General features: G+C 69.7%; 12 protein-coding genes. 7 read left to right on the forward strand and 5 right to left on the reverse strand.

The features are described from left to right. The first annotated feature begins 18 nt into the window (after positions 1 to 18). From AB0B98_RS03120 to AB0B98_RS03135, 4 genes are all read left to right on the forward strand, one after another. Positions 19 to 843, forward strand: a complete 825-nt coding sequence (locus AB0B98_RS03120; protein ID WP_357360582.1) for an S-methyl-5'-thioadenosine phosphorylase — start codon at positions 19 to 21, stop codon at positions 841 to 843. A 132-nt stretch (positions 844 to 975) separates the two neighbouring features. After that, on the forward strand, positions 976 to 1,497 hold the full coding sequence (locus AB0B98_RS03125; RefSeq protein WP_357360585.1) for a DM13 domain-containing protein: 522 nt from the start codon (positions 976 to 978) through the stop codon (positions 1,495 to 1,497). A gap of 383 nt (positions 1,498 to 1,880) precedes the next feature. Then, a complete protein-coding gene (locus tag AB0B98_RS03130; RefSeq protein ID WP_357360465.1) occupies positions 1,881 to 3,242 on the forward strand; it encodes a ricin-type beta-trefoil lectin domain protein in 1,362 nt (453 codons plus the stop codon). Between the two features lie 110 nt (positions 3,243 to 3,352). Next, positions 3,353 to 4,648, forward strand: a complete 1,296-nt coding sequence (locus tag AB0B98_RS03135; protein WP_357360587.1) for an RICIN domain-containing protein — start codon at positions 3,353 to 3,355, stop codon at positions 4,646 to 4,648. 115 nt (positions 4,649 to 4,763) lie between these two features. Here AB0B98_RS03135 and AB0B98_RS03140 read toward each other — a convergent pair whose 3' ends face one another. Continuing rightward, positions 4,764 to 5,159: an STAS domain-containing protein gene (locus tag AB0B98_RS03140; protein ID WP_357360467.1), complete on the reverse strand. Its 396-nt coding sequence runs from the start codon at positions 5,157 to 5,159 to the stop codon at positions 4,764 to 4,766. Between the two features lie 294 nt (positions 5,160 to 5,453). On the opposite strand from AB0B98_RS03140, the gene AB0B98_RS03145 reads away from it, so the two are divergent. Both AB0B98_RS03145 and AB0B98_RS03150 read left to right on the forward strand, forming a co-directional pair. Continuing rightward, the gene (locus AB0B98_RS03145) at positions 5,454 to 7,889 is read left to right on the forward strand and encodes a nitrate reductase (protein ID WP_357360469.1); all 2,436 of its coding nucleotides are present in this window, start codon (positions 5,454 to 5,456) and stop codon (positions 7,887 to 7,889) included. 3 nt (positions 7,890 to 7,892) lie between these two features. Further along, complete coding sequence (locus AB0B98_RS03150) at positions 7,893 to 8,351, forward strand: hypothetical protein (RefSeq protein WP_357360471.1); 459 nt, start codon at positions 7,893 to 7,895, stop codon at positions 8,349 to 8,351. A gap of 333 nt (positions 8,352 to 8,684) precedes the next feature. Here AB0B98_RS03150 and AB0B98_RS03155 read toward each other — a convergent pair whose 3' ends face one another. From AB0B98_RS03155 to AB0B98_RS03170, 4 genes are all read right to left on the reverse strand, one after another. Then, entirely contained in the window at positions 8,685 to 9,068 is a 384-nt protein-coding gene (locus AB0B98_RS03155) for a VOC family protein (RefSeq protein ID WP_357360473.1), read from the reverse strand. Between the two features lie 98 nt (positions 9,069 to 9,166). After that, positions 9,167 to 10,825: a thiamine pyrophosphate-binding protein gene (locus AB0B98_RS03160; RefSeq protein ID WP_357360475.1), complete on the reverse strand. Its 1,659-nt coding sequence runs from the start codon at positions 10,823 to 10,825 to the stop codon at positions 9,167 to 9,169. 11 nt (positions 10,826 to 10,836) lie between these two features. Then, positions 10,837 to 11,598: a cyclase family protein gene (locus AB0B98_RS03165; RefSeq protein ID WP_357360477.1), complete on the reverse strand. Its 762-nt coding sequence runs from the start codon at positions 11,596 to 11,598 to the stop codon at positions 10,837 to 10,839. Positions 11,599 to 11,716: 118 nt separating this feature from the next. After that, on the reverse strand, positions 11,717 to 12,154 hold the full coding sequence (locus tag AB0B98_RS03170; protein ID WP_357360479.1) for an ATP-binding protein: 438 nt from the start codon (positions 12,152 to 12,154) through the stop codon (positions 11,717 to 11,719). Positions 12,155 to 12,348: 194 nt separating this feature from the next. Between AB0B98_RS03170 and AB0B98_RS03175 the strand changes: the two genes are divergently transcribed. Next, the gene (locus tag AB0B98_RS03175) at positions 12,349 to 13,563 is read left to right on the forward strand and encodes a GAF domain-containing SpoIIE family protein phosphatase (RefSeq protein WP_357360481.1); all 1,215 of its coding nucleotides are present in this window, start codon (positions 12,349 to 12,351) and stop codon (positions 13,561 to 13,563) included. Positions 13,564 to 13,739 lie beyond the last annotated feature (176 nt).

The raw sequence follows: 13,739 nt of genomic DNA on the forward strand, positions 1-13,739 counted from the left end.
TCCATGTCAGCAGGAGAGATCAGCCCACCCGATGGCGCGCCGGTCGCCGTGATCGGCGGATCGGGGTTCTACGAGTTCCTCGACGACGTCACCGAGGTCACCGTCGACACACCGTACGGGCCGCCGAGCGACGCGCTGTCCGTCGGAAGTGTCGCCGGGCGGCCGGTGGTGTTCCTGCCCCGCCACGGACGTCGACACACCCTTCCCCCACACCGCATCAACTACCGGGCCAACCTGTGGGCACTACGCGCACTCGGCGTCCGCCAGGTGCTCGCACCGGGCGCCGTGGGCGGCCTGCGACCGGATCTGGGCCCGGGGACCCTGGTCGTACCGGACCAACTGGTCGACCGGACCAGCGGCAGGGAGCAGACCTACCACGATGGGCAGCCACGCGCGGACGGGAAACCCCCACAGGTGATTCACGTGCCCTTCGCCGACCCCTACTGTCCGGTCGGACGGGCCACGGTCCTCGACGCCGCTCGGTCGGCCGGTTGGCAGCCGGTCGACGGCGGCACCATGGTCGTCATCGAAGGGCCCCGATTCTCCACCCGTGCCGAATCGTTGTGGTACGGCCGGCAGGGCTGGTCGGTCGTCGGCATGACCGGCCACCCGGAGGCGGTGTTGGCCCGCGAACTGGCACTGTGTTACACCGCGTTGTCCCTGGTGACCGACCTCGACTCGGGGGTCGAGGTCGGTCAGGGCGTGACCCAGCAGGAGGTGTTCACGGTCTTCGCCCGGAACATCGATCGCCTGCGTCTCCTGCTCGCCGACGCGGTGAAGACGTTGCCCGAGGACCAGGGAACCTGCCCGTGCGGACAGGCGCTGGCAGATACCGAGCGGTGAGCGTCGTAAGAGTTCGGAAAGGGTTCGCGAACAGTTCGACAGCGACTGCGGCCGTACGCTGCGGGGGTGAGAAAACGGATGTTCCGGTCGCCGGTGGTCCGAACGGGTCTCGCCGCCGCTGTCGTCGTGGCGATGCTGGCCCTCTACTGGTTCCAGCCGTGGAAGCTGTTCACCGACACCTACGTGGACGAAGCGATTCCCGGCGCAGGAACGGCATCGGCCGCCCCGATCCCGGCGTCCGCTACGGCGGAGTCCTCGACGCCGGCCCCCGCGACGACCTCGGCGGTCACCCCGGCGGCGAACGAGATCCTGACGGCCGGCGAGTTCGTCACCCATGAGCACCGGACGACCGGAAGTGCCGAGATTCACCGGCTCGCCGACGGGCACCACCAGCTCGTCATCCGAGACCTGAACACGTCGAACGGCCCGGACCTGCGGGTGTGGTTGACCGACCAACCGGTCATCCGGGGCACGGCCGGCTGGCGGGTGTTCGACGACGGCGTGTGGGTCGAGCTGGCGAAGCTCAAGGGCAACAAGGGCAACCAGGTGTACGAGCTACCGGCGTCGGTGAAGCCGGGCGACTTTCGAAGCGTCTCCATCTGGTGCAAGCGGTTCGCGGTCTCCTTCGGTGCGGCAGACCTCAAGAGGGCCTGACCGGCTCGACCGGGTCGCAACCCGCCGGACACGGCATTGACATATTTCACTGCGAGACCTAGCGTCGGAGCGAATCGATTCGACGCCGAGCCAGGTGCTCCGGCACCGTCGGGCGAACGGTCACGTGGTGTTCGGGCGCACGGTGTGGCCACCATCGATTCGAGGAGCGGCTGGTCCTGCGTGGGCGGCTAGACCAGTGGCGCAAACCTGTGCCAGACCTGTGTCGACAGCCGGCCGGGGCGCCGTCGGCACATCGCGTCTTCTGGGGTTCGTCCGCGGCCAACGTGGTCGATGGGTGTGACCTGCAGCGGCGCGTCGTGGCGGCGTGCGGGTTGCCATGGACCCCTTTCAAGAAGTTCGTGCCGAGTGGCGGGAGCCCCTTCATGACAAGACGTAGACCCATCCTTGGACTGCTTGCGACGGCGGCGGCCGTCGTCGTGACAGTGAGCGCGGGGGCGCTGGCCGGTGGTCTGAACACCACCGCGTCGGCCGCGAACATCGGAGCGGCCGCGGCGACCGCCGGGTGCGGCAAGGCGCCCACGCTGACCAGCGGCCAACGGTCCATCCAGAGCGGCGGCCAGAACCGTAGTTTCATCCTGAGGATTCCTGACAACTACGACAGGAACCACGCCTATCGGTTGATCTTCGGATTCCACTGGAACGGTGGCACCGCCAACGACGTCGACGGCGGCGGTTCCGACGGTGCGGCCTGGTCCTACTACGGGCTGCGGCAGCAGGCGAACAACAGCACGATCTTCGTCGCCCCCCAGGGCAACGGCAACGGCTGGGCCAACCCCGGCGGCCAGGACGTCACCTTCGTCGACAACATGATCAGCCTGATCGAAGCGGACCTCTGCGTCGACACCACACAGCGCTTCGCGCTCGGCTTCAGCTACGGCGGCGGCATGAGCTACTCGCTGGCCTGTTCCCGGCCAACCGTCTTCCGCGCTGTCGCTGTCTACTCCGGCGGGCAGCTCAGCGGGTGCAGCGGCGGCAACCAGCCGGTCGCGTACATGGGGATCCACGGCATCGGGGACCCGGTGCTCAACGTCTCCGCCGGGCGGTCCCTGCGTGACACGTTCGTGCGGAACAACGGGTGCACCGCACAGAACCCACCCGAGCCGAGGGCGGGCAGCCTGACCCACATCACCACCACCTACTCCGGCTGCCGTTCCGGCTATCCGGTGGTCTGGGCCGCCTTCGACGGCGGGCACACCCCCGGCCCGGTGGACGGCGGCGGAGACAGCGGCGCCAGGACCTGGACCAAGGGCGAGGTGTGGAGGTTCTTCACCCAGTTCGGTAGCACCGATCCCACGACGCCGCCGACCACCCCGCCGCCGACGACCCCGCCACCGAGCGGCACGTCGGCCCTGCGCAGCACGTCCTCCGGACGGTGCCTCGACGTCAACGGCGCCTCACAGACCAACGGCGCTGCGGCGATCATCTGGGACTGCCACGGTCAGAGCAACCAGAGCTGGACCTCGACCGCCGCTCAGGAACTGCGCGTCTTCGGCGGCAAGTGCCTCGACGTCAACGGCGCCGGCACCGCGAACGGCAGCTTGGTGATCATCTGGGACTGCAACGGCCAGTCCAACCAGAAGTGGCGGCTCAACGCCGACGGCTCGATCACCGGAGTTGGTTCAGGCCGGTGCCTGGACATGGTCGGCAACGGCACCGCCAACGGCACCCGCGTCCAGATCTGGGACTGCACCGGCGCGGCCAACCAACGCTGGAGCCGGAGTTGAGCCCGATGAGGTTCCCGGGGAGGGGACCGGTCCAACGGATGTTCGCCCACCCACAAGGAGGCTCGGCCGTGCCACTTCGCAAACTCTCCGCCCCCTGGCTGGGGGCAGCCATGGCGGTGCTGGTCCTGATCGCCGTCGGAATGTACGTCCTCACGACCGTCACACCGGCGTCCGCGGCCACCACAGCCGGCTGCGGTAAGGCACCCGGACTGAACAGCGGCACCCACACCATCCAGAGCAGCGGGAAGAGCCGCAGCTTCATCCTTCGGCTGCCGGACAACTACAACAACACCTACGCCCACCGGCTGGCCTTCGGGTTCCACTGGTTGGGCGGCACCGCCAGTCAGGTCGCCTCGGGCGGAACCGACGGAGCCGCGTGGGCCTACTACGGCATGCAGTCACAGGCGAACAACAGCACCATCTTCGTCGCCCCGCAGGGCCTCAACAACGGCTGGGGCAACTCCAACGGTGAAGACGTCACCTTCACCGACGACATGATCCGCGTGATCGACAACGCGCTCTGCGTCGACACCACACAACGCTTCTCGGTCGGGTTCAGCTACGGCGGCGCGATGAGCTACTCGTTGGCGTGTTCCCGGCCGACGGTGTTCCGGGCGGTCGCGGCAATCGCGGCACCGGGCGCCATCAGCGGATGCAGCGGCGGCACCCAGCCCGTGGCATACCTGGGCATCCACGGCATCAACGACAACATCCCCAGCGGACGATCGCTGCGCGACAGGTTCGTCCGCAACAACGGATGCGCCGCGCAGAACCCACCCGAACCGGCGGCCGGCAGCCGCACCCACATCACCACCGCGTACTCCTGCCAGCCCGGGTACCCGGTGCTCTGGGCAGCCTTCGACGGCGGCCACCAGCAGGGTCCGGTGGACGGGTGTGCCGGCTGTGAGAGCGGCGCGCGGAGCTGGGTCAAGCAGGAGGTGTGGCGGTTCTTCACCCAGTTCGGGTCGGACGTGCCGCCCACCACTCCCCCGCCGACGACCCCGCCGCCCAGCCAGCAGAACGTGCTGATCGTGGGTAGCCAGTCCGGCCGGTGCATCGACATCCCCAACTCCAGCACCAGCAACGGCGCCCGCCCGCAGCTGTGGGACTGTCACGGTGGCACCAACCAGCGTTGGACCCACACCGCCAACCGCACCCTGACCGTCTACGGCAACAAGTGCCTGGACGCCAGCGGAGCGGGCAGCAGCAACGGCACAGCGGTCCTCATCTGGGACTGCAACGGCCAAGCCAACCAACAGTGGAACCTGAACTCCAACGGCACCATCACCAGCGCCCAGTCAGGGCTGTGCCTCGACGCCGTCGCATCCGGAACGGCCAACGGGACGCAGCTTCACCTCTGGGCCTGCCACGGTGGCGCCAACCAGCAGTGGGCCAGGCGCGCCTAGTACCACACCAGGCAACGCCCGCCTTGTCGGAGACGCGCCGCTCGGGTCCTTTCCCGGGCGGCGCGTGGCCGTCAGGCGGCGGGCCGGCGGAGACTGTCACGGCCGGCGTACCTGATCACCGACTCGCGTCTGTCGCCGGCAGGTCCAGGTCTATCCCGGTGCCGGTCACTGCCAGCAGGTAGGTGACGCACGGAGCGGTGGCGCGCAGGGCCAACGTGACCTCGGCAGACTCGGCGGCGCGCTGTGTCCGCAGCAGAGCGCTGATGCCGTGGGCGCTGAAGAAGGTCACCCCGGAGAGATCGAGCACCAGATGTGCGGGTCGCCCTGTGATCACGTGTTCGGCCAGCTCGCTGATGAGATGCGCGGTGCTCATGTCGACCTCGCCGGAAACGGTGATCATTGGCGCATTCCGGTCGTTGTGCAGGTCGAGCGTCATGATCGGCTTGGCGGGCTGAGCGTGACGCCGAGTGGGTTGAGCGTGCTGCCGGGTGGGTTGTTCGAGGATCGACATGACGCCTCCCGATCTGGTGCATCGGTGAGTCGGACCCTCCCGCGGCAACGAGACGCGGGCGGCGGACCTGGGCGCATGTCTTGACCCGCGAAACACCGTACCCACGACGTTCGCCGCTGACACCATTCGAGAACGGCGGCGGGGTCTCGATCCCGGCAGCGACGGGGTGCGGATCCTCGAAGAGGTGCTGCCTGTCCGGTTCGGTCCGCCGACCGCGGGTAGGGCACATGCTGAAGGCGTCGCACGCCCCGGCGGGTGCGACGACACTGATCGTGAGCCCGGAAGGAGGACATCGTGGTGGACCGGATCGCCGACCCGTGGGGTGAGCGGACCCCGTACGGGCCGGGACAGCAGTGGCCGGTGCGGGTGGATCGGTACCTGGCCGACGGCCGGACCGATACCGACGTGGACCGGTGGGTGCAGTCGGCGTCGGTGCTGCACTCCAACGGCGACGCGCTGGACATCGCGGTCGCCGACGGACGGATCGTCGGGGTACGCGGACGGGCCGTGGACCGGATCAACAGGGGTCGGGTCGACCCGAAGGACCTGTACGGCTGGCAGGCCAACCACAGCTCGGACCGATTGACCCGACCGCTGGTCCGCGACGGCGGCCGCCTGGTCGAGACAGACTGGGACACGGCGATGGGCCGGATCGTGGCCCGGTCGAAGGAACTCCTCGACGGGCCGGGTGGGTGGGGGCACTTCGGCTTCTACACCAGTGGGCAACTGTTCCTGGAGGAGTACTACACGCTTGCTGTGATCGGTAAGGCCGGTCTGGGCACGCCGCACATGGACGGCAACACCCGGCTGTGCACCGCCACCGCGGCGGCGTCGATGAAAGCGAGCTTCGGCACCGACGGGCAGCCCGGCTCGTACACGGACGTGGACCACTGCGACGCGATCGCGCTGTGGGGTCACAACGTCGCCGAGACGCAGACGGTGCTGTGGATGCGGATGCTGGACCGACGCCGTGGCCCCAACCCCCCGGCGATGCTGGCGGTGGACCCGCGCGCAACCCCGGTCGCTCGGGAGGCCGATCTGCACCTGGCGGTGCGTAACGGCACCAACGTGGCCCTGATGAACGGCCTGCTCCGGGAAATCATCCGGCGCGGCTGGTACGACCATGAGTACGTCGACGGGCACACGGTGGGTTTCGAGGAGCTGCGTCGGATCGTCGACGGCTACCCCCCGTCGCGGGTCGCTGACATCTGCGACGTGCCGGCCGCCGACGTGGAGCGCGCCGCCGAACTGCTCGGCACCTCGCAACGGTTGCTGTCGACCGTGTTGCAGGGCTTCTACCAGTCGAACCAGGCCACCGCCGCCGCCTGCGCCGTCAACAACCTGCACCTGGTTCGCGGCATGATCGGTCGGCCCGGCGCCGGGATCTACCAGATGAACGGCCAGCCCACCGCCCAGAACAACAGGGAGACCGGCGCCGACGGCGACCTGCCCGGCCTGCGTAACTGGGACAACGAGCGGCACGTCGAGGAGTTGGCCCGGCTGTGGAACGTGGACGTGGACACCATTCCGCACTGGGCGCCGCCGACGCATGCCATGCAGATCTTCCGGTACGCCGAGCAGGGCTCGATCAAACTGCTCTGGATCTCCGCCACGAACCCGGCCGTCTCGCTGCCGGAGCTGCACCGGATCCGGCAGATCCTGACCAGGCCGGAGCTGTTCGTGGTGGTCCAGGACCTCTTCCTCACCGAGACCGCCGAGTTGGCCGATGTCGTGCTGCCCGCCGCCACCTGGGGCGAGAAGACCGGCACGTTCACCAGCGTCGACCGGACCGTGCACATCTCCGACAAGGCAGTCGACCCGCCCGGGGAGGCCCGTCCGGACCTGGACATCTTTCTCGACTTCGCCCACCGGATGGACTTCCGCGACCGCGACGGCCAGCCGCTGATCGACTGGAGCGGGCCGGAGGAGGTGTTCGAGGCGTGGAAGGAGTGTTCGCGGGGTCGGCCGTGCGACTACACAGGCATCACCTACGAGAAGCTGCGCGGCGGCTCCGGCATCCAGTGGCCCTGCACTGACGAGCACCCCGACGGCACGGAGCGCCTCTACACCGACGGACAGTTCCACACCGACCCCGACTACTGCGAGACGTACGGCCAGGACCTGGCCACCGGCGCGGAGTTCACCGAGGCGGAGTACCGGGCCAAGGAACCGGACGGCCGGGCCTTCCTGCACACCGTCGACTACCAGCCCTCACCCGAGGTGCCCGACGACGAGCATCCGCTGCTGCTCACCACCGGCCGCACCGTCTACCACTTCCACACCCGCACCAAGACCGGCCGTGCCCCACAGCTCAACCAGGCGGCACCGGACGTGTGGGTGGAGCTCAACCCCGCCGACGCGGCCCGGCTCGGCATCGTCGAGGGCGACCTGGTCGGCGTCTCCTCGGCGCGCGGCGCCATCCAAGCCCGCGCCCGGCTCTGCGGCATCCGCCCCGGCGTCGTCTTCCTGCCGTTCCACTACGGCTACTTCGACCAGGACCCCGCCGACCGCACCCCGCGAGCGGCGAACGAGCTGACCATCACCGCCTGGGACCCGGTGTCCAAGCAGCCCCTCTTCAAGGTCGCCGCCGTCGCGGTGACGAAACTCGCCGACGGGCGGGGCGTACCCTCGCCGGCGCCGACCGTCGGCGGCAGCGCACCGCCAGCGGACGCTGACGTGCCGCCCACCGTCGGTGGGCCGGCAGCCGAGGCCACCAGCGGGAAGGAGTGAGCCGTGCACCTCGCCCACTACCTCGGTCTACTGCACCGCGCGCAGGTCAACCTGGCGGACGCGTTCCGGCAGGTCGCCGACGCGCACGCTGAGGAACCGGACATCGAGCACCTCTGCCAGCAGCAGGCGAAGCGCTGCGACGCCCACGCCGAACAGTTGCACCCGTTCGTGGTCCGCTACTCCGAGGACGCCCCCGACGAACCCGACCGGCTGCACTCGCAGCTGTTCACCGGCACCCGCACCGGCGGCATCGGCCTCCTCCGGGACCTCCAGGACCTCTACCTGATGGCCGCCGAGTGCGACATCACCTGGACCGTCGTCGGCCAGGCCGCCTACGGTGCTCGCGATGAAGAACTGCTCGCTGTCGTGCGACGCTGCGAGGGAGAAACCGCGATCCAACTCAAGTGGCTTCGTACCCGAATGAAGGCCGCCGCGCCCCAGGCGCTCGTCGTCGCCGACTGATGCCCCGGGTATTCCGGGCGGGCCGGTAGTTCAGCTCCCGCACAGCCGGACCCGCTACTCCTCCGGGACGCGCGGCCCAACCTCTCCCCGCCTCAGGTGCTCGGCGTTGCGATCGGCCTCGCTGTCGGCGTGGGCGGCCCCGGAGCCTGGATCCGTCGTTCGGCGTCCCTCGGCGTCCTGATACACAGCGCCGGTCTCGAGGTCTCTCTCCTGCTGACTCTGCTCAGGCGTGGTCATGAATTCCCACTACCCTCCGGCTCCGCCAGCAAACGGTCAGGCCGGTGCTGCCCCGGTCGGCCGGCCGCAGCGCCACCCCCGGCAGTGATCATGGCATCAGGCGACGCAGAACTCGTTGCCCTCCGGGTCGAGCATGACGACGTGACCGAGGACGTCGCCGTACCACTCCTCGCGGACCACAGTCGCGCCCGCGGCAACCAGATGGGGCACTCTCTGCCGGATCAACCGGGCGCGCTCGGCCATGTCCCCGGAGCCCGGACCGGCCACCCGGACGTCGATGTGCATACGGTTCTTGGCGGATTTGCCCTCGGGGACCTTGAGGAAGCTGATGGCAGGGCCCTGACCGTCCGGATCGACGATGGACGCGTTGTCGGGACCATCGAAACCGGGTTCCTTGACATAGCCGAGGGCCGAGGCCCAGAAGGCGGCGATCCGCTGGGGATCGTCGGCATCGCATCCGAGGGTCCAGAGAGTCGCCACAGCGCCAACGTACGTCAGCCATGACGCCCTGTCACCGACCTGACCGGGCGTTGCCGGCTGACGCCCGAGGGCAGGCCTGCCCCACGTACGGCGGTGGCCTAATGTCCCCGGAACGCCTCCTCCAACCACCAGGAGCCGCGCGCGGCGCTGACCTTGGCGTCGATCACCAGCGGCCGGGTACGGGGACCAGCGAGCCAGTGGCGTACCGGTTCGAGGTCGTCGACGGTCCGGACGGTCAACCCGTCACAGCCGTAACCACTGGCGATCGCGGCCAGGTCGGTCTCGGGGAAGGTGACCGTCTCCAACGGGTGCCCGTCCGGGCCGAAGTGGTGCACCTCGGCCCCGTACGCCGCGTCGTCATAGATCACCACGAGCAGGGGTAGCGCGAGCCGGACGGCGGTGACCAGTTCGGTCGCGGACATGACGAAGCCACCGTCGCCGAGCGCGGCGACGGTGAGCCGGTCCGGCCGGGCGACCGCCGCGCCGAGCGCAGTGGCCAGACCGAGCCCGACCGACTGGAACGCCTGGGTGAAGCAGAATCCGGTCACGTCCGGCACGTCGATCCACATCGACGGGTAGCCCATGAAGTTGCCGGAGTCGACCACCACCGTGCGGTCGACCGGCAGCAGGTCGTTCAGGGCGGTCGAGAGCGTCCTCGGGTCGATCGTCGCCGGGGTTCCGGCCCGCGCCGATTCGCTCTCGTCCCGGTACGGCACGGCCCGCCAGCGGCCGTGGTCGCGGATCCGTTGTGCCAAGTCCGGCGTACGCCACAGGCCGGTGGTGGCGTCCCCGGCCCCGGTGGTGCCGACGCTCAGCCGGGCGAGCAGCGCCTCGGCGACCGCCGACACCTCGCCGGCCACTGTCAGGTCGACCGGGCGGTTCACGCCGAACGCGGCCGAGTCGTGGTCGACCTGGACGACGACGGCGGCGGGCGGAATCAGTTCGCCGTGCCGGGTGGTCCACATGTTCAGCGTGCTGCCCCAGGCGACGACCAGGTCCGCCGTGCCGATCAGCTCGGCGGCCAGCGGGGTGGCGAAACCGCCGGCCACGTCGAGGTTCCACGGGCTGCCCGTGAACAGTCCCTTCGCCGCGGCCGAGACCGCGAGCAGCGCGCCGCACTCGTCGGCGAGGCGGATCAGCGGTTCCCGGGCCGACCGGGCGCCCCGACCGGCGATGAAGACCGGTCGACGTGCGGCCTGGAGCGCGGCCAGCAACGGCTCGACGTGCGGGGCGCTTGCCGGGGCCGGCGCGGCCGCGGGGACCGGGCCGGACCACGGTTCGGTCACGGCTTGCTGCACCTCCAACGGAAGGCCCAGCACCACCGTCGCGCCCCGGGCGGCGGCCCGGTACGCCGCGCCCGTGTCCTCGGCCGCGTGCGTCGCGCGTACCCGGTGGAAGTCGGCCCCGACCGCGGCGGCGAGCGCCGGCAGGTCGATGAAGAAGTTCGACCGCGGCGCGGTCGCCTCCGGGGCCAGGACCACGATCGGGGTACGGCTCTTCGCGGCCTCGGTGAGGCCGGTCAGCGCGTTGGTGACGCCTGGGCCCTGGTGCACCGAGAGCAGTCCGACAGTTCCGGCGGTGCGGGCGTACCCGTCGGCCATGCTCGCCGCGCCGCCCTCGTGCGCTGCTGCCACGAACCGGGCGCCGGCCGCGACGAGCGCGTTCGTGACATGGAAGTTGCCACTGCCGACCACCCCGAAGACGTGCCGTGCGCCGTGTCCGTAGAGGACCCGCCCGACCACCTCGGCTACCCGCATCGGTTGTCGGCCTACCGTTCGACAAGCGCGAGGACCCGGCACGGGCTGCCCGACCCGGAGACGATCGGCAGCGGCCCGGCGATCACCACCGCGCCGGTCGCCGGCAACTGCGCGAGGTTACGGAGCTGGGTCAGGCCGTACTTGTCCTGGCCGAGCAGGAACGAGTGGCACGGGAACGGCGGGTCGAACGAGTGCGCTGCCCCCGCGTCGGTCCCGACCGTCTCCACCCCGACGCCCAGGATCGGCGACTCCTCGGCCAGCCAGCGGGCGCACTCCACGGAGATGCCCGGGGTACGCCCGGCGTTGGCGTACCGCTGCGGGTCGTCGCCGTACGCGTCCCAGCCGGTGCGGTAGAGCAGCCAGCCACCGCTGGGCAGGGCGCCATGTTCCGCCTCCCATGCCTTGACGTGCTCGACCTCGAGCAGGAAGTCAGGATTGTCGGCGGCGTCGGCGGCGTGGTCGATCACCACCGCCGGGGCGATCAACTGGCGCACCGGGACCTGCGACACGTCCACGCCCTGTTGACCGGTGACCCAGTGCACCGGGGCGTCGAAGTGGGTGCCGGTGTGCTCGCCGGTGGAGAAGTTGTTCCAATACCAGGCCGGACCTCTGTCGTCGTACCGGCTGATCTCGCTGAGCTGAAACGGCCAGGTCTGGCCGAACTGCTCGGGCAGACCCAGGATCGGGGTCTGGTCGGAGAGCGGAGCGGTGAGGTCGACAACCTGGATCCGGCCGTTGGAAAGAGCGGCGACAAACTCCTGCAGCACCGTCATGCGGCGACCGTACACCCGCTCTGGTTCCACGATGGAGCACCGATCGGTGCCATTTGGCGCCCTGTCAAACACGGCGTGCCGCCCCTTCCCGGTCAATCCGGGGCCGTGCCGGCGGCTGCTATCCGGGAGTACCGCCGGTGCGTGCCGCGATGCGGATGGTGGTACCCGCGGATCCGCTGTCGACGAGGAGGTAGTCGGCCATCTGCCCGACCACCCACAGGCCCATTCCTCCGGTGTCGGACAGGGGCGGTCGCTCGGCGCACGGGAAGTAGCGAGCGGTGTTGAAGCCCCGCCCCTGGTCGGTGACCTCACAGGTGAGCTGACCGTCCAGGAGCAGGCGCAGGCCACCTCCGCCGCCCCCGTGCCGAATCACATTGATCATCAGTTCGTTGACGGCGATGACCCAGTTCTGCACCTCGTCGGGGTCGAGGCCGCACCCGCGACTGAGTGCCTCGACCTCGTGTCGGACGCGATTGAGGTCGGCGAGGGTGAACGACGTCGAGAGCAGGGGTCTCCTGACGGTGGGGGCATGGTGGTCGGGCGGTGGGTTCACCATCGATTCCCCTCCCTGTCGGACGTGGAGCCGGTGACCTTGCCGGTGGCATGGGGATGGGTAGCTTCCCGGAACGGGTTCACCAGGCGACCATTGCAGCAATGTGACAGGGGAAGGTACCCCACGTCGGAGGCACGACACCGTTGATCTCGCGCCTGATGTCCCGTCGGCGGCGTGCCGGCGTCTAGGCTGCCTGGGTGGCCGATGCCGAGGTGGTGACGAACGAGGAACGGCTGCGACGTATCGAGGCGATCACCGATGCCGCCCTGTCGGGGCTGAACATCGCCGAGTTGCTCGACGAACTGCTTGAACGGGTCCGGGACCTACTCAAGGTCGATACCGCCACCATCCTGCTGCTGGACGACCACACCGGCGAGCTTGTCGCGACAGCGGCCAAGGGCCTGGAGGAGGAGGTACGCCGCGGTTTCCGCATCCGGGTCGGACGTGGGTTCGCCGGACGGGTGGCAGCCACCCGCGCGCCTGTCACGATCTACAACGTCAGGCCCGACGACGTGGTCAATCCCATCCTGCTCGCCACCGGGATCCGTGCCCTCCTGGGCGTGCCCATGCTCGTCAACGGCAACCTCGTCGGCGTGCTGCACGTCGGCTCCCTGGCCCTGCGTCGGTTCGGCCCTGACGACGTGCAGCTGTTACAGCTCGTTGCCGACCGTGCCAGCTTGGCGGGTCAGGCCCGCGCGCAGGTCCTCGACCGGCAGGCAGCGTTGGCTCTGCAACACAGCCTGCTGCCCGGCCGGCTACCCGACATCCCCGGCCTGGACCTGGCCGCCCGGTACGTGCCCGGCCACGACCTGGGCATCGGCGGCGACTGGTACGACGTGTTCACGTTGCCCTCGGGCTGGCTGGGCGCCGTCATCGGTGATGTCTCCGGCCACGGGCTGCCATCCGCCGTCGTCATGGGGCGGATCCGCAGCGCACTGCGCGCCTACGCGCTCGATTCCGATGATCCCGCGGTGGCGCTGACCTCCCTCGACCGCAAGATCCACCACTTCGAGGCAGGCACCCTCACCACCGCCGTCTACGCCCTGATCGCACCCGACCGCGCGAGAGTGCACCTCTCCTCCGCAGGCCATCTGCCACCACTGCTGGCTGTCCCCGGCCGGCCCACCCAGCCTGTCAACCTGCCGGTGGACCGGCCACTCGGCGTGGGTCGACCATCGACCAGTCGCCGCACCACAGTTCTCGACCTACCGCCGGGCGCGGCGCTCGTCCTCTACACCGACGGCCTGGTCGAACGTCGCAGCGAACTGATCGACACTGGCATCGAGCGCCTCGCCGACGCCGTGCAGTCCGGGCCCGCCGAGGAGTTGTGCGACCACGTCATGAGCACCACAGCGGAGGAGCGTCCAAACGACGACATTGCTCTGCTGGTCATCCGCCGCCTGAGCCGGTGAACGCCACCGTCTTCGCACGGACAGCCGGGCCGGCGAGGGCCGGTGGGCACCAGGGCCGAGCTGTACGCCACCTACGACGACTCCGGCGCCTGGCGGGACTGCGCACGGCAGCACGTCCTCGGTCGCTGGCGGCGGACATGGCACGATGGCCGTGTCCTGCGCCGCCGGTGGCCGGG

Source organism: Micromonospora sp. NPDC048947, from assembly GCF_040649495.1.
GTDB classification, from domain to species: domain Bacteria; phylum Actinomycetota; class Actinomycetes; order Mycobacteriales; family Micromonosporaceae; genus Micromonospora; species Micromonospora alfalfae.